Origin of the sequence: Undibacterium sp. GrIS 1.8, from assembly GCF_040544445.1 — a bacterium.
In the GTDB taxonomy this organism is placed as follows: domain Bacteria; phylum Pseudomonadota; class Gammaproteobacteria; order Burkholderiales; family Burkholderiaceae_D; genus Undibacterium.
In genome coordinates, this window is sequence record NZ_JBEONQ010000015.1 from 67,791 (window position 1) to 85,411 (window position 17,621).

13 protein-coding genes are annotated in these 17,621 nt (G+C 48.2%); 2 read left to right on the forward strand and 11 right to left on the reverse strand.

Annotation, left to right across the window (positions count from 1 at the left end; translation table 11 throughout):
- Window positions 1–36 precede the first annotated feature (36 nt).
- The 3 genes from AAKU64_RS09255 to AAKU64_RS09265 form a co-directional block, all read right to left on the reverse strand.
- A complete protein-coding gene (locus AAKU64_RS09255; protein WP_354329086.1) occupies window positions 37–1,506 on the reverse strand; it encodes a GAF domain-containing sensor histidine kinase in 1,470 nt (489 codons plus the stop codon).
- A gap of 366 nt (window positions 1,507–1,872) precedes the next feature.
- Window positions 1,873–2,733, reverse strand: coding sequence for an anti-sigma factor family protein (locus AAKU64_RS09260; protein ID WP_354329085.1), 861 nt, complete (start codon window positions 2,731–2,733; stop codon window positions 1,873–1,875).
- Between the two features lie 13 nt (window positions 2,734–2,746).
- Window positions 2,747–3,271, reverse strand: coding sequence for an RNA polymerase sigma factor (locus AAKU64_RS09265; RefSeq protein WP_354329083.1), 525 nt, complete (start codon window positions 3,269–3,271; stop codon window positions 2,747–2,749).
- A gap of 146 nt (window positions 3,272–3,417) precedes the next feature.
- Between AAKU64_RS09265 and AAKU64_RS09270 the strand changes: the two genes are divergently transcribed.
- On the forward strand, window positions 3,418–4,812 hold the full coding sequence (locus AAKU64_RS09270) for a S8 family serine peptidase (RefSeq protein ID WP_354362039.1): 1,395 nt from the start codon (window positions 3,418–3,420) through the stop codon (window positions 4,810–4,812).
- Window positions 4,813–5,318: 506 nt separating this feature from the next.
- Window positions 5,319–6,179: a hypothetical protein gene (locus tag AAKU64_RS09275; protein WP_354329080.1), complete on the forward strand. Its 861-nt coding sequence runs from the start codon at window positions 5,319–5,321 to the stop codon at window positions 6,177–6,179.
- 45 nt (window positions 6,180–6,224) lie between these two features.
- On the opposite strand, the gene AAKU64_RS09280 is transcribed toward AAKU64_RS09275, so the two are convergent.
- The 8 genes from AAKU64_RS09280 to AAKU64_RS09315 all read right to left on the reverse strand — a co-directional run bounded on the left by AAKU64_RS09280 (window position 6,225) and on the right by AAKU64_RS09315 (window position 17,605).
- On the reverse strand, window positions 6,225–7,220 hold the full coding sequence (locus AAKU64_RS09280) for a PP2C family protein-serine/threonine phosphatase (RefSeq protein WP_354329078.1): 996 nt from the start codon (window positions 7,218–7,220) through the stop codon (window positions 6,225–6,227).
- Between the two features lie 51 nt (window positions 7,221–7,271).
- Window positions 7,272–9,494 carry a serine/threonine-protein kinase gene (locus tag AAKU64_RS09285; protein ID WP_354329077.1) on the reverse strand — a complete coding sequence of 741 codons (2,223 nt, stop codon included), beginning with the start codon at window positions 9,492–9,494 and terminating at the stop codon, window positions 7,272–7,274.
- Between the two features lie 81 nt (window positions 9,495–9,575).
- A complete protein-coding gene (locus AAKU64_RS09290; protein WP_354329075.1) occupies window positions 9,576–10,787 on the reverse strand; it encodes a hypothetical protein in 1,212 nt (403 codons plus the stop codon).
- Window positions 10,784–12,184, reverse strand: a complete 1,401-nt coding sequence (locus AAKU64_RS09295) for a GlnX family signal transduction membrane protein (RefSeq protein WP_354329073.1) — start codon at window positions 12,182–12,184, stop codon at window positions 10,784–10,786. The genes AAKU64_RS09290 and AAKU64_RS09295 overlap by 4 nt, the downstream gene beginning before the upstream one ends.
- Window positions 12,185–12,508: 324 nt before the next feature.
- Window positions 12,509–13,333, reverse strand: a complete 825-nt coding sequence (locus AAKU64_RS09300; RefSeq protein WP_354362040.1) for an FHA domain-containing protein — start codon at window positions 13,331–13,333, stop codon at window positions 12,509–12,511.
- A 59-nt stretch (window positions 13,334–13,392) separates the two neighbouring features.
- The gene (locus AAKU64_RS09305) at window positions 13,393–14,706 is read right to left on the reverse strand and encodes a VWA domain-containing protein (RefSeq protein WP_354362041.1); all 1,314 of its coding nucleotides are present in this window, start codon (window positions 14,704–14,706) and stop codon (window positions 13,393–13,395) included.
- 58 nt (window positions 14,707–14,764) lie between these two features.
- Complete coding sequence (locus AAKU64_RS09310) at window positions 14,765–15,973, reverse strand: toxic anion resistance protein (RefSeq protein ID WP_354329067.1); 1,209 nt, start codon at window positions 15,971–15,973, stop codon at window positions 14,765–14,767.
- Window positions 15,974–16,465: 492 nt separating this feature from the next.
- Window positions 16,466–17,605: an alpha/beta fold hydrolase gene (locus AAKU64_RS09315; protein ID WP_354362042.1), complete on the reverse strand. Its 1,140-nt coding sequence runs from the start codon at window positions 17,603–17,605 to the stop codon at window positions 16,466–16,468.
- Window positions 17,606–17,621 lie beyond the last annotated feature (16 nt).

Below are 17,621 nucleotides of genomic sequence, written 5' to 3' on the forward strand. Positions count from 1 at the left end.
TACTTAATTAAGCTTCTCATATTCCGTGACCGCTAGCTACAACGGAAACCGTATCGTAAAACAAGTACCACTCTCAGCCGAGCTATCGACATCAATTTTTCCGTTCAATAAGGAGGTGACGATGTTGTGGGTGATATGCAAACCGAGGCCGGAGCTGCCCTCACCTAGTTTGGTAGTAAAAAATGGATCATAAATATGCGGCAGGTGAGCTGGACTAATGCCGATACCATTATCTTTTATACTTAAGTTGAGCCAGCCAGCGTCGTCCAGGCTGGCGTGAATCTGAATATGATTGTGCTGTTTGTTCAGCAATTTCTGCTGGTCTTGCTCTGCATCGACAAAGGCATGTACCAGAGAATTATTCAAAATATTGACGATGACCTGACTCAATAGTCCGGGATAAGTATTGATTTCCAAACCACGCGGAATCTCTACTTTTAAATCAACATGATGCTTTTTGAATATCGCCGATAAATGATAGATCGTCTCGGCAATAAACGGTGTCAGCGCAAACTGGCTGCGTTGATAATCAGCGCCGTCGACTGCAATCTGTTTAAAACTCACCACCAAATCAGCTGCACGTTGCAAGTTACGTTGCAGGATTTCGCTGGCGTGCGCGGCCTCTGCCATATAGGTTTCTAACGAAGAACGCTTCAAGCCATCGCTATAGGATTGCCTAAATTCTCTGGTGAGGTCGGCCAAAGTACTCGCAACCATTAAGCCATTGCCAATCGGCGTATTCAGCTCATGCGCAACGCCCGCCACCAGTGCGCCAAGTGCGGCTAACTTGTCGCGCCGGACTAACTCTTCATGGGTCACGTTCAGATTATGTAAGGCGCTGGCGAGTTCCAGATTGACTACGCTCAAAGCCAGATTACTGGCTTCGGCTTTTTCTTTTGCTGCGGATAACTCGGTGGTGCGTTGATTGACCAGCTCGGTTAAATGATGGCGGTGGATTTCTAGCTCTTCTTCACGGCGGGTGCGTTCTATGGCGATTACTGCCAGATGCGCAGCGACGCCGATTAATTTAATGTCTTCTGCGTCTGGAACTCGCACTTCGCGGTAGTACATGGCGAAGGTGCCTAAGATCTTATTTTTGTTCAGGTAAATAGGGCTGGACCAGCAGGCGCGCAAACCATGCGGTGCGGCAAAATGACGGTAAGGTTCCCATAAAGGATCGATCAGAATATCGCTGACGATGACGGTATCTTTGAGGTACATCGCGGTGCCGCAAGAACCGACAGCAGGGCCAATTTCTTGTCCGTCTAAAGCCCTCATATATTCTGGCGGCAAATTCGGTCCCGCGCCCATCCGGATATGTACACCATCATCATCCAACAACAAGACTGAGCACAGCACTCCATCGGATTGTCCTTCGATCAGATACATCAACTTAGTCAAAGTATCTTTTAAGGGCGCACCCTGAGCGATCATTTCTAACAGCTCGTTTTGCCCGTGGCGCAAGCTTTCAGCTAAGCGGGCGGCCTGTCTTGTAGCGATATCCATCGTGATGACCTATCTAAACTTGCGTTGGTTTAGTGTAGGTGAATCTTATCGCTTTGTACATGATAGCGGTGCAAGCATGGTGATTATTTGCAGGACAGACACAACACTTGGGACTTACGCAAAATCGTCCTCGCTAAGTTGCAGCTGGTAGCGGCACTAAACAGCGCAAGCGTGATGCCTGTGACGATATTTTAGGTAAATGAATCGCCAGACAGTTCTCCTACGAGCAATCAAAACACAGGCAGCTTAAATATACTGGATATTAGTATATTTAAGTTGTCCATAGATTTACTGGACAATAGAGTATTTTTATAAAAAATAATGGGGAGTATATTAAATTAGCCAGATTTGATTCAAGCAACATCGCTATGGCGCATTCCGCCAGGCGCGCTGTTGCGCTGCCCGTTCTGCCGCTGCATCCAAGGCCTGATCTGCGATGCGTTGATCAATCGCTTGCAAAACTGCGATGGGCATCTCTGCGGCGGCTTGACGATATTGCCCCGATTGTCCGGTTTGTCCACTGCTTGTAGCTGGCTTATCGGTTTGTGCCAACACCGCAATTTGCCAGTCGTTGCCGGTCTTTTGTTTGCAGGCGAGGCCAGAGAAACCAGGATTCTGCGTACCATCTTCCGCTAAAAAGCTGCGGCAAAATTGTCCTTCTTTAGATAAAAAACTGACCCCAATTTTGACCGTACTGTCTGTCGCAGGTGCACTGGCAAGCTGTTGCGTCAACGCTTGCGCCAACTTGCCTTGCGCTGTGACCTGACCATTGACTGACGCCAGCATGCCGCCATTCGGCGACAAGTTAGCCGATAAGCTGGTGCCGTCCTGCCATCCAAATTTACCCACCACCACACCGACGATGAGCATCGCCGCTAACCCACCCAACTGCTGCCAGGACCAGCCAGAGGTCGGCTTTTTAAGTGCGTCTTTGTTTTTTGCGGCATTGAACTGAAGCACGTTATTGCTCGTCGTTGTTGCTGCGCTTGCAGACGTGCTTGTGGTCTGTGCCGCAGCCAGCCTTAGCCGGGCAGGAACAGGCTCATCCACGATAGGTGCAAAGGCAGCAAACACATCATTACGCATAGCCTGATGTTGCGCGACTCTTTGCGCAACCTGCTGCGCCAAATCGGCATCTTGCAATATTGCCGCTTGAATTGTCGCCCGCGTTTCGGCATCCAATTCGCCATCGGCAAAGGCCATTAAAGTTTCATCTGAAAAGCGCATCACTATTCCTTTATCAACTAACTGAGCTAGCTGGTTTTGACGACCCGGAAGGATCGGACAGCAAGCCTTGCAAAGTCTCCCGCGCACGTACCAGACGGCTAGTCAGAGTGCCGATGGGTATCTCCAACACCTCCGCCGCCTCTTTGTATGGTAAGCCCTCGATCAATACCAAACTGACCACCATACGTTGATCTTCATTCAGCATGGACACCGCTTTTTGCACTGCCAGCTGGTGTACATAGCCATCACTGGGGTCAGAGCCAATATGCTCGCCAGCCTCCTCTGGTGCCAGCACATCGCTACGTCTGATGCGCCCCCTTACTTCATCAATCCAGGCGTTTTTCATAATCCTGAATAGCCAGCTATCCAGCCGCGTACCCGCCTCCCATTGCTCAGCGCGACTGAGTGCACGTTCGACCGCAATTTGCACCAGATCATCCGCATCTTCCCGATGACGCGTGACAGCACGGCCGAAGCGGCGCAGACGCGGCAATAAGGCGGCAATGTCATTTTGAATATTGATTGCTGTTTGATCCATAGATACCAAGTAAACGTTACAGCGAGGGATTTTAATCCCTGTCTCATTCGTTTTATTTTAAAGCTACAATCAAAAGTGAACTGATGTGGCTAATTACGTCACTATTGTAATTGATGCGTAGCTCACCTTTTTATGTCAACCCAATAATGCCTATGCCACCTAAATTACTCAATATTTGCCGGCTGTTGCTAGTTGCATTCTGTTGCAACGCCGATCCAGTCTGGGCGCAGCTTCGCTTGCCGTCGATTAATTTACCGGTACAGCAGTTAGGTAACTTAAATTCTCAAAACTTGCTGAACCGGATCGACCGGCTTGACCAACTCGTACGTACTGATGTGCTAAACGGCACACTCCCGCTGCAAGACTTACGCCTGACGACGATCACGCGATTACTTAAAGAACATCCCCTGCAACTGGAGAACAACCCCAAAGGCGAGCTGATTGTACGCAAACAAATCACCGCATGGTCGCCCTCCGTCGCGGCGTTAAAGGCAGTCCGTGCAGCGGGCTTTATTGTGATCAGCGAACATCGTTTAGAGACGCTGGAAGAAACATTAGTCGTGCTACAAGCGCCACCTGATATGAGTACCGCCGATGCACTGGATTTGTTGCACCAACTGGATCAAGACGGTACCTACGATTACAACCATATCTATTTAGAAAGTGGTAGTGCTATCGGGAGTTCGTTCTCAATTTCATCCCATTCTAACTTCGCCGCACCGTTTGATAGCAGCAATAGCCTCGCCTCGTCGACACTGCCCGAAACAGCAAAAGCAAACACTAAAGCTCGCATAGGCTTAATAGATTCAGGCATCGATACTGAACATATCGTATTTAAAGATGCTCAAATCAAACGTCATGACTGTACAGATAAAAATATTCCTACCGCCCACGGCACTGCGGTTGCTTCACTCATGGTCGGCAAATCAACGCCATTTAGCGGTGTGTCGCCTAATGCTGTTTTATATGCAGCCGACATCTATTGCGGCACCGACACCGGAGGCGCTTTAGATAAATTGATTGACGCCTTGGGATGGCTAGCGCAAGAAAAAGTCGCAGTGATTAATCTGAGTCTGGTTGGCCCGCCAAATCAAACCTTAGAACACATCGTCAAATCCATGCTCAACAAAGGCTATCTGTTAGTCGCCGCAGTCGGCAATGACGGACCCGCAGCACCACCGCTCTACCCCGCCAGTTACCCCGGTGTGATTGGTGTCACCGCGGTCGATGCAAAAATGCGTGTACTACCAGAAGCTGCTCGCGGCGCACAAGTCATGATCGCAGCACCGGGTAGCAATATGGTAGCCGCCACGATAGGAAAAACACCTTTCCAAGCGGTGCGGGGCACCTCTTTTGCGTCACCCATTGTGGCTGCACTATTGGCAAAAAAAGTCTTTACGCCGAATGTGAAAGACGCCAAAAAAGCGCTGGAAGATTTGATCAAACAAGCGAAGACAGACGACCCTGACAAGGTCACTCAAGAGCTAGGTCATGGCATAGTCGGCACATCATTTAGAACTGGGCCTGAGCAATTTCGTTAATCTAGCGAAGGCGAAACTTATTATAAATACCGTGCAAAAACCTCATGCGAGTGCCTCATTCCTGCACGCTTTTAGCAGGAATCCAGTGACGTTATTGCGTAAGGAGCGGACGTTAAACCCAGATTTTCCATTAGACCGCTACTACTTTGCAAAAAACGCAGACGGCGTGCGGTCTTCAGAGGGATAGCACCACCGCGTTTTGAGTGGGAACGCTACAGCGACAATTGCACCTTTGGCGAACTGCCTGGCGTTGTTGCTCCTCCTAGCAAGATGCAGCTTGCGTCGTCGTCGCGTCTAGCCAGTCAGTCCGCCAAAGGCACACTTGTCGCTGTTCCAATGGAAAATCTGGGTTAAACTGAATTTGCAGAACTGATTAATACCCGCTAGCAATGATGACTTAAAGATTTTTTTAAAAATATTTTTACTTTGATGGATTAAATCGATCATCCCTAGCGTTCTCCTTTTACTACTACGGATTGTCCGTAGTGACTTTCAGGAGAATCATCATGACAACAGTTAAATTCATTCGTTACGCAACTATCCTCAGTGGTTTAGTGATCGTCACATCCGCACAAGCTGGCTTGTTAGGTGGTGGCGGTGCAATCGGTGGCGGTGGTGGCCTTGGCGGCGCAGTTGGCGGTTCACTCAGAGGCATGTCGTCATTCCCTACCTCTACCATCAGTCGTACCAGTCAAGACAATATGACCGGCAATGTCAGTAATATTGGTAATGCACGCAATATCAGCGGCGACGCTGCAGGCAACCTTACCGGTAATGCAGCTGGCAACCTGACCGGAAATGCCACCAACACACGGGCGATCAATGGCGACGCAACAGGTAATCTAGTCGGTAACGGTAACGGTAACGGTAACGCCATTATCAATAAAAGTGGAAATACAGCATCTACACAAGCCAGCGGTAGTGGCTCAGGCAGCGGCTCAACTAATCTGATATCAGGCGCTGTACCTGAAAAAATGAACGCTCCAACGACATCATCAGGAAATCTCATTGGTGGCGCTAATGGTAGCGGTAATGCAAACGCAAGCTCAAACGGCAGCGTAAACGGAAATGCATCAGGCAGTATGAATCTGGGCACAGCAGGCCAAGCGCAAAGTACCGTATCCGGTGTAAAAAATTCAGCATCAGATATCAGCAAACCTGCCATCAGCAATACAAAAACACAAGTAGATAACACTCGCAGCTATGCAAGCACCAGCGTAGCGAATGCACGTGATACCGCCAGCGGTACAGCAGGCGCGGCAAAACGTAACGCGAAAGAAACCGTCAACAACACGCAGTTACCATCAGTCTCCGCATCAGGTAACGGCAATGTATCTGGCAATGGCGATGTGACTACTAGCAAATAAGTAAATATTTATTACTCACGTAGAGAGTGTTTAGGTTACACCTCTCTACGTGAGTTTTTGTATGTTTACCTGGCGATGCACGATCAAACTAATATTGTCATGCCCACCTTGATCGTTCGCAAAATCAATTAATTGCGTACATTGATTCACCAGAGGAAGATCGGCATCAAACAAGCGATGTAATGCGGCCGGGGCTTCGCAATAATTCCATAAACCGTCAGAACATAAAACGATATATGTGTCTCCGTCCAATCTTGCGCTGCCGGTATGGATGTCCAGAATGTCGTCACGCATACCCAGACATTGGGTAATGCAATGCGCATTATTGTCCATCATTGCAGTTGTTACGTTCAGGCCTAGTTTGATTTGTTGGTTAAACCACGAATCATCTTCGGTCAGTAATAATTGGCTGGCTTGATTAACTGCATAAAGACGTGAATCGCCGACCCAAGCAAAATGTACTTGATCGCCTTCGATCAAGGCCAGTACCAAAGTTGCTTCTGGTTCAGCCAGGGAGGTGTCGTCGTAGGCTAGTTTGCATACTGCGTCGTGGGCGCTGGCTATCGCTAATTCCAAACGTTCTTTGATCGGCAAACCCGGATTATTTTCTAAGCTAGTGAGTGCCACTGTGACCGCAACATCTGCGGCCTGTCGCGCATGGCAAGAGGTGGATACGCCATCAGCAAGTGCCATGGCGATAGCGCCATCAATCGCTACCATGCTGACAGAATCCTGATTTTCTGTATGTCGTCTGCCGCGATGGGTCGCGCTGATGGTGTGCTCATCTAATATCTGGACCTCGATCGGATCGGCGATTTCGGTACGGCGTCCGCAATTTTCACAAATATTGTCTTGGTCAAACTCGGTATGACCACATTTGCATATCACCTGATTTGTGCTTGATGCAACTTGAGTTGCGTTGCTATTGCTAGTTACTTCTGGCGCGGGCGCATTGACAGAAGGTGCGCCGACAGCAGCGCCGCAGGCTTCGCAAAAAGAAAAATCAGGATCAACTGTTTCTCCGCATTGAATGCAATTCACTAATTACTCCCGGCATAAAAAATCAATCAAGTTCAAAATAAGTCCAATACTTTAAAACAAGGTCACTGGCCGTACGCGATTGGCCTGACTGACCCAATAATGCCGTTCTTGATCCGATTTTGCCAGTTTGGCTGCGCGCCTGAATTGCTCTTCTGCGGCAAGACGTAAAGTATGTTCTGTAAAATTTGCGCCCAAAAAAGTCGTGTTGAGCGGCCAGTTCATACTCTTTGCTTTTTCCACGACCAAATTAATTAAACGACCGGCGATCTGAAAAACCGAGCCTCCGGTATTCAGCACTGATTTGACTGCGGTTTCTGCCTTTTGCATGACGCTTGCATCGATCGCGTCCGGGTAAGTCAATAATAGCTCGGCTATCCCTAATTGCACTTGGGTATGCAATACGTGATTACTTGGGACACGCTGCAACATGCTGACCGCGTCCATCAAACGTCCGGCTTTTGCATGGCAACGAGCAGCACCTGCATGCGCACTGACAAATGCAGGATCGACTCGCCCCACCCGATCGTAATAGGGCAATGCCTGCTCGCCATTATTGGCGATTTCTGCTGCCAGTCCCATCGCTAGACGGGGTGCTAGTTCCCCTGGCATTTCAAAATAGCAGCGCTCAAAATAGGCTAGCGCTTTGGTACCGTCGCCATTAGTTACTAAGCATAAACCGCGTAACCAACTGGTGCGCCAGTCAAACGGATCGGCAGCCTCAACCGCATCTAACGTGGTTTTGATTAGTGCATCGCGCTGCTTTTCCATCAACCCGGCATTTTGGATCAGGACTTCTGCAAGACGCAATCGTGGCTCTGCGGCGCGGTCGCCGTATTTAGTCACTAACGCCTGCAACTCTTCAACTTGCTGTACTTCATCCATCAGACTCAAAATCCGAATCACTTCACTGGCTGCTTTGTCTTCAAGATTGACTCTCAGCGTAGGCAGCACATGTGGATCGACTTGCGCTACTAATTGCCGGGCTGTGGCATGGATTAAATGGTCACTGGTGAACACTTTGCTATCAACCGGCTTGGGACCAGATTGCAAGGCCACAATCTCACGCAAAACACCAAATAATTGCTCGGCCATTTCATCCGCAGTCTGAAAGCGCTCATCGGGATCAACATGGGTTGCACGCAATAGAAATCGGTATAGCGATTCATTCTCCGCCAAGACATCATGATCATCCGGCGATGGCAACGCGTACTCATAATCGGAAGTGAACTTGAAGTCCATGATCAATACGGACAGGGCGCGACCCAAAGTATATAAGTCCGAGACAGCAATCGGATCAGTGTCGGCCTCTGGCGCGGCAAATCCTAGCGTGGCATAAATATCGCCATTTTGATCGCCCGTTTTACGTACTGCGCCCATGTCGATCAGCTTGACATCGCCACCCTCTATCATGATGTTGTCTGGCTTAAAATCGCAATACACCAACCCTTGAGTATGCAGATAAGCAAAGGCGGGAAGTATCCCTAATATGTAGGCAATCGCCTCCGTCACTGGCAACGGGCCGCGCTGCTTGCGCAGGCTATGCACGGTTTGGCCGCCTACATATTCCATGATAATAAAACCTTCAGCACCCTGATTCACAAAATCGTAAATATTGACGACCTTGGGATGCTTTAATGCCGCCAGATAACGCCGCTCGGCTACCGCCGCTGCAGCGCTCGCTTCATCATTGGCGTTTAACAAACCTTTGAGCACAACCCAGCGTTGCAAGACTTGATCCCAACCCAGATAAATCCAGCCCAATCCACCGAATGCAATCGGGCCCTTGATCTCGTATTTGCCTGCAATCACATCGCCCATTTTTAAACGTGCGACAAAATCGTATGGTGTGCCGCACGCTGGACAAAATCCTTTAGCACGGTTGACATGCACATCGCACTTGGGGCAATGGCGCTTGTGCGCTGGCACCTCTGGGTCTGCCATCAGGAGTTTTAAGGGGTCCTGGCTAGGCAAATCCGGTAAAGAAATCAAGCCACCACCAAGCGCTGTGCGGCGCGCGCTGGTGTGGGTAGAAACACCTGCACGACGACGAGTTGATTTGGTCGCACCAGCACCTGGTGCTCTGGCCGGATAATTGACAGTGAAGCGGGCAGAACCGCGAGTGCGGCCCGTCGTCATGCTGGCAATCGCTACCGCATCTGTAATATCCAGACCGCCGGATGCGGCTGTTACCAAATTTTTCTTCGCTGATTTTCCACAATCTTCGCAGACATCTTCCACAATCGTTCCGCTGCAATAACTACAAGGCATGGTCATTTCAAATTACTCCTGTCTAACTAATTTGTGTGCATTAAGACTTATGCTGCTCGGGCGGCTTTGCATAAGTCCTGTAAATACTCAGTCTTTAATTGCTGACACATTAGTCAGCATGTCCTGATACATCATCAACTTTGATCGCACTGCATCCAAATTCAGCGGACGCGATTTTAATTCCGCATCGATTTGCGCCCGCAAGGTCTGTCTTTTTACCTCAGTACCATACTGAAAAGTCAGCGCCTTATCTTTGGCTTGATAAGCGATAAAGCGTCCGTTTAAATCTTCTACCTCAGCAGCTTTTGTCTGTACTTCTGCAATCGCTTTATTGCCGTTGGCAAGTGCTTCTGCAATTGCCAATTTAAGCCTGCTGGCACCAACATTTACAGCAGCCCATTGCCCGGCTTGCAAACTACTTTCTAAGGTATCGCACCAACTCAGTAACATGGAGATGGGTGACATTGGTGACATGGATGATGTCGGTTGAAACCGCAAAGATGAGACTGCGTTTTCACCCAATAACTCACGCACTTGTGCAAGCTGCGATTGATACTCTGTCGTCATTATTTGCAACTGCGCCAGTGCTAATTTTGCTTGCTCCAGCTCGTTCGCTGCGGTAGCTCTGGCATTCTCTAGCTGATCCAATGTTATAGACCACGCCATCAAGCCGCGCTTGAGTGATTCTTTACCACGCTGCGCATTTAAAGGGTCGGATTGAATGTCCTGGATTTCAATAAATGAGGGACGATCTGATGCCGCATTCAGACGCTGGGCACGCTCCTCCATGATGCTGTAATCACGTTTTAAACCGGCCAGTTCTTCTGTGCCATGTGTCTCGGCATAATCGATCTCATTTAAGCTATCGCGCGCCTGCTCAAACTCTGTCTGCATCACCGCTAATAACTGCTCTGGCGTCATGCTGTCGCTAACCGATGCCGATCCCAATAAGTCACGATTTTTGATGGAGACCTGAGCCGTCGTTCTGACAATCGATGTACCTTCCAGCAGAGCTGTGACCTTTTCATCGGTGTTGGCCCAAGCACTAAACATCCCACCCTTGTGAATACGCGCTGCTTCTTCTACCACCTTAGCCAACAGCACGTAATCATCGACTAAGCTACTCAGCTTGCGAGTCGCGTCTTCTGCTTTGATCTGAGTGTTACCGGTGTAATGTTGCGCTCGCAATTTGATACGGATACGCTTGGTACTCTCAGCATCTGATAACTCATTTGCGTTAGTGGTGATCGCAGCCAATCGTTGTTGCCATAATTCAATCAGGCTATCCAAGTCACTCACTCGCGGAACTCCGCTAAGCGTTGTTGGATACCCAACGCAATACCAATGACCGGTGCGAATAAAATCGCCAGTAGCAGCATCCATAACCAGGACAAGGCGTGGAACGCTCTGCTCACTGCTAATGCAAATTGCTGTTCGTTCAAATTTAATGTGGCGGTCAGTGACTTCATAAACTGATCAAATGCCCAATCGGATTGTCCGACCTGCGTACCCAAACATAAAGCGATAGCGGCATCATGTTGACCAGCGGTTTCGAACTGCCGAATTTGCGCATCAATACGAACGTATTCCAACCATCCTTTTAAGGTATCTCTGGCCAAATTTTCTTCACCATCATACGTAATATTGGCCAGTTCCTCCGCCAATAAGCCATTGCCTTTGAGACTTTTTAAATCGGATGGAAGCTGTTTCACATCAAGGAGTTTGAGCGCAAATAGTTTTTTGGCAGTCTCTTGGAATAGCGTTGTTTGTGCTTGCTGCGCCTCTGACTTGGACAACAACAAATACACGCTCTCTTGTGCATTGGCAGTGTAGGCCAGCGCTTTGGCCTGTGACAACGCATGGACAGAATCAAATGCATCTTCCTTCGCCGATCTGACCTCGGATACGACTTGACCCGCCTTTACCGCAAACAGTAAAGCACTCACGATAAAGATAGCTAGCCCGGCTGCGATGGCAGGATTTAACATACGTTTAAAGGTGGCATACAACTTCATTTGCGTCTCTATATATACCAAAACGAGCAGCGCAGATAGTAGTAAGAATGCGATCAGCCATAATAAGGCTTTATGCTCACCCTCTGTATAGGCAGACGATAAATGTTTGAAGTTAGCATCATCCAATGCCACTACTGCTGGCAAGATGTGTTCACGCATCAGCGTATCTGCTTTTAACAAGGACTGATGTTGATCCGGTTTGGCAAGTGCCATACCGACCAATCTCTCATAGGCAGATAATTGCGTCATCAACTCTAAAATCGGCTTACGTTCTTCATCGCCATAGGTAATATTCTGTGCCGCAACCAGCAGGTAGTCATGTGCCTGCGCAATCGATTTGACATAGGCTTGCGTGTTTTTACCATCACTACCGTCGACCGCTTCTTTAGTTAAAAACACGTTCACAATTTGTGTGTGCGCGCTGGCTAAGGTCATACGGATTTTTTCTGCTGCGACGATCGACGGCACCGCGTCTTTACCTACCGTATTAACGACATAGGCATAGCTTTGGTAAGTATAAAATCCGACGATAGAAACGATTAGCGCGAGACCAATACAAAGTAATTGCCGGATTCTGAGCTGGCGTATGACGTCCTCGGTCTGAGGAATAATTACCTGGTCAGAATGGTCGTGGTGACTGGTTGCCAGTCCAACTGCGCCAAGTTGTAGGGTTGATGACATAGACTACTTATCCTTGATGAATACAAATTAATTAGCTAAAGACCTGACAGGACTCTTGATCAGTACAGCGACACTGGGAGGCGCTTTCCACTCCGCTTAGATGCAAACCATAGCTGGAAATCCATATACTCCCCATCATTTTTCATAAACTCGGCTTATAGACCAGCAAACGTATGGACAATTAAATATACTTACTACGAGTATATAAATTTATCTAATAGCTGATTCTTCGCTTAGATAGCAAGAAGTGCGCAGGAATAAGTGCGCGGTTTGCAATGTCCAATGAGCAATCAGCTGCGACCAAATCATGTCTGCCTTAACGGATCAGCGCGACTCGACGCATATCCTCGTCCACATACCTAAGGTGAGTTGATCACCTGCTTTTAAGGCAGTCACGACGCCCGGTTCGAGATTGGCTTGATTTAACTCAGTACCATTAGCGGAGCCTAATTCCAATACCGTAATTTGGCCTGCACCGTCCCGCATCAACTTTAAGTGTCGGCGCGAGATGCCGGGGTCTTGCACCACGATTTCTGGATGTATTCCCTTACCTTCAAACTGACGTCCCAAGGTTTGCTCATCCACATCGAGGTGATACTCTTTTTCTGCCGCAGCGACCGGGCATGGCAATCCTGGATCGGGATCTTTGTACAAACTACTATCCACCAAAATACGCAGCTTAAGTCGCACAAACGGTTGCACTGATGCATCTGCTGCATCTGCTGCAAGGCTTGTATGTGCCGCATCGTCCAACGGAGTAATGACGGTGTTTGTAGTATCCATAGAATTGACCGCCGCTACTGCATCAACTACCACTGGCTCAACTACCACTGCATTCAACGCAGGCAGCGGCTGTGCAATTTGTAAGCCACTTTGCAATCCACTTTGTAGACCACTAAACGACATCGCTTTTTCAAAATCATAGCGACACACTTCGCAAAACCGTGCATCAGGCCGACGCACCGTCATGCAATCAGGGCAGCTTGTTGTGGCTTTGCTACTGACTAAATTTTTTCCTGCTAACTTATCTAAGTTAGTGGCCGAACCGGCAGAGCTACTCGCACTGGCTGGCAATTTGATCGCGGAACCGCACTCAGAACAGTAATCAATATCAGTCGAAAAATGACCCTTGGGGCAGATATTACTCATCGCTTGCTCACCGGTTATACGTCCTGTTTTTAACTATAGAATTTTGCTAATTTACTTAATTATGGTTGTGCTGATGGTGTCGCTGCACGACGGCGAACTGTTCGGGTACCGCCTAGTTCCAGTTCCATATCCGCTGCTTTATCTGCCTTTTTCAGACGGACAGTGCCGGTGCTGGCATCGACCATATCCACCACTTTTTTCAAACGTCTGGTCACTTCTTCATTGCCTGACTCTTGCGCTAACTGAGCAGCGCGTCCAAGTAAGCGGGTAGCGCGGTCTTCATCACCTTTGGCTTTTGCATCTAAGCCTTCTTGAATAGAATCGGCCAATTCTTTTTGACCCGTGTAGTGTGCAACTTCCTTGCTGATACGGGTCGTGAGGGTATCGTCACCAGACCATTTAACCGCAATAGGATCACATGGGACTTTGGTTTCGACACCGGCGTGTTGATACACTACCGCAGCCCTGCAAGCTAAAATCTCGTCATCAATCGCGCCTACCGGCAACTCAAATGCCAGCTGAAAATCTCTTGCTTCCGTACCCCATGCGCCTAACGGTACGTCGATAGTTTTATCATCCAAGCGTTTTGCGACAGGCATCAAATCCATGATCTCTGGACTCATTTGCTTAACCGTTGTGAGCTTGACGACTTTAGGCGACCAGATGCGTAACACTGCACCAGAGATGCCTTTGGACATAGAGCGCGTTAAGAAAGAACGCAAGTCTTCCTCCAGTCCGGCAGGGTCGGTCACGGCATCGGCGGTGCCCAATAAGGCAGAAGCAATCGTCCGCAGCTCAGCTGGCTTCCAGTCGGTGCAGATACCACGACAATCACATTGGAATACACCTTTGCATTGCTCAATCACGGACGCTAGCTGGGTATCTTCGGAGCTGTTTTCTCCATCAGTCTGAAAATACACGCTGGCCAATGCTGCGCCGCTGCGTTTGACTTCAATCAAGGCAAACTTTAGACCTTCTGACATGGCGGTGGAACCCGATGCACGCAACGCTTGTATAGCTCTGTGTGCGTCGGCTTTGTTGGCGGCGGTGGCCGGGCACGCGCGCACAATCACATCGGCAGAGCCAGAGAACGTGACGACAAAGAACCACATGTCTTCACTCAATAAATCAATTCCCCGGCGTGCTGCATTTTTGGCCTGCGATAATTTCTCACCACCCATAGAACCGGACACATCTAAAACAAAGCCTACGACTTTACGACCGGCGGCATTTGCGGCGGCGCTTCCAATTACACTTGCACTAACATTGGCAGCCCCTTCAGAGACCGTATCAGATGTGATCGTCAGCACGGCATCTAAGCGGGATTGACCCGTTGCTAAATAAGGATTAAAAAAACCTTGAACGCGGAACATAACAACTCCAAAAAAACGGGAACATACAATAACTACCAATAACTCTTTTCAAACCATGTCAGGATGCGATTTTTTGTACGAACTGATTTCCAGACTGGATTAGACCGTCTGTAAATGTGCGGTTAATCGCGCTCAATTCCGTAATCGCTTTCTCACGTTTGCCTACGTTAGCAACATCAAGTTTTCTGCCTAACTCTATGGTTTGCAATAGCTTATCGGCGGACATAGCAAGAGCTGCAACATCGGCCGCAAAGTCACCCTGACTGTCTTTTGCTTTCAAATAACTGGCCTGTAATTCATCGCTGCCGATACTGTTTAACTCACGCGACAATGCGCGACGGGCATCGGTTGCCTTAGACGCTTTGGCGACTTCAGATAAAGCCGCGACATTGATGATCGCCCGTTTAAGACTTGGCAAATCAAACAGAATGCTGTCCATGACATTATTCATTTCTATCATCGACGCCGTCTGCGTTGCGCGAATTTCTGGTACCGAAATAATCGACTGGCTGTGTGCCATATGGATGCGCACAATGCGGGTTTCAAATGCATTTATCTGCTCGGCAAAGTCCCGCAATCTGGCGATCTCAATCAGGTCACGCGATTGCTCAACTGCGGCGCGCTTCTGTTCAAATTCGACACGCGCACGCTTCACCAGTATCTGCCCGGCAGCCATGTACAACTCCATATTTTTAATATGGTCGATCGTGCCTTGCACCATGCGATCTAACTTGTCGTTGGTTGATCTGAGTGTGGTTAATTGCGCCTGAGATTTTTTCTCAATCGCGGTCAGATGATCGGTAATTTTTTTGTGATTTTGTTGAAGAGCCCGTAACGCAGAAAACCATTCGCCGACGAAGGGAATTTTTCCTAAGGCATCTGTCAGGCTATGGTGGCCTTCCACCTCTTGCTTTACTTTCGGTAAATTTAAATCCTTCAGTGTAGTCGCTAAAGCAATCGTAATTTCACCAGCACGCCCGGCCTCACTGGTACGCATACCTTCTAATAATTGATCCAGATGCTGACTCAATTCACGCTGCACATCAGAGCCAAATGACATCAGGCTATTGGTATCTGAAAAAGACACGCTGGACGCAATTTGATTGATACGATTTTTTTGCTCATCGCTAAATTTGTTCAAATCAATTTGACGCTCAGCTTGCAACTCATATTTAAGCACTGGAACAGGCAAATTATCTGAGTACAGTGGTGCCATGGCGTTTGTAGATAAAGTTAATTCGGATGTTTCAGTTTTTTGCTCGCTCATAAGTGTCTCTTTAACTCGTTGCCTAAATTCGTTTCCGCAATTTGCTCATTGCTGATTAAAGTAATTCTCGATTACTGATTTAATTTTTAAGTGGTGCTCATGATGTCATTGCCGCAGCAATATTTAAACGGTAATTGATTTGTAATTTAACCGGATACAAGCAAATAATGGCGCGCATAAAAAAACCAACTTTGCTAAAAGCGAAGTTGGTGAATTTTTCGTTACATCGAAAGTCGTACTTGCGTTTCATACCTATTGTTACTGGATATTACAAAAAAACTGCTTATTCTTCTCGTAAAAAGGAAGCGCAAATTTATGCAAGATGTCTTGCGATTAAATCGGGCTAAGTCGATAGATATTATCTCAGCAGATTGCGTGCGCAATACAATGCTGAGCTTGATCAATGAATATATTTAATAGAATTGAGACAAATTTTTACGACTTTTTTACGACTTCGTTTACACCTTTTTTACATATATCAAGCAAAAGAGATTATTGCGGTGCGCGGCAACTGGCAGCAGCCATATTTTTTGATTCAGGCAGAGCAAATATCGCCAGTGCGCCACAACGTGATCCCAGCATCTTTGATTGATTATGTCCGACACCGACAACTTCAAAATACTGATGCTGAATGACTTGCTGGGGCGTTGCCAACAATCGTTCATAGCGCCAATAAGCACGTGCCCGCTGCAAACGCGTCGCACCTTCGGCCTCTGCGCCGCAGGCTTTATCCAATACCGGATGATTGGGATCGTTATCATCGGAGCCGACTAAATACATCATTTGCCGCTGAGCGTATCTGCGATATAAAGTCATACCATCAGTACCTTGCGCATACGGCACCATGTTACGCATGCCATAGCGATACTTGTCGTAGTCGGCACATACTGCGGTGTCGTAAGGAGCAAAGCCGGAGGCGGCAGAATTGTTCGGGCGATCAGCCGTGAAGTACAGGTAAGATGAAGGATTCGCGATCACATAAGTCAAGACAATACCACGTACGCGCAAGCCTTCATCTACATTGTTTAACACCGCGTACCGGTGTACCAATTGTGCGCCACCAGAATGCCCTGCTACCGTCACCCGCACCACCGCCGGTAAGCGATTTTTATTGGTGACAAAAGCGAGTAAATCATCCAATACTTGCAAAGAGCTGACAGAAAAAGACGCATTCACTGCGTTCTCGCCACTCATCCAACCTTGTCCGCTCCACATCGGCATATTCACAAAACCCTTCCTGGTGTCAGCGGTACCCGGAAAGTTTGGCGCAATCAGCAATATCTCTGCGGGGTCGCGGCCAGTCGCCTTGAGTAACTCCGCCGCTGCGGCATAATAATCATCGCCATTCCGCTGCAATCCATGCTGTACAAAAATCACCTCACTAATAGTACGCAAGTCACCATCTAGAGCGTGGTTTGCATACACAGGAAAGTCATACTGCTGACTGCTGCTACCTAAATGAACTCGCTGCCACCCTGCCGACTTTAAGCTCGATGGCGCAGCAATACCCTCGTCTGTTGGCTCAATTGTTTTGGCTGTCCTTGCAATAGGATTTTCAATAGAATTTGCGAAACCGGACTGAGCGATCATCGCAATGATTGCGCTCATGAAGATGGAAAGAATTAGTTTCATGCGTCACCTTTTTTGA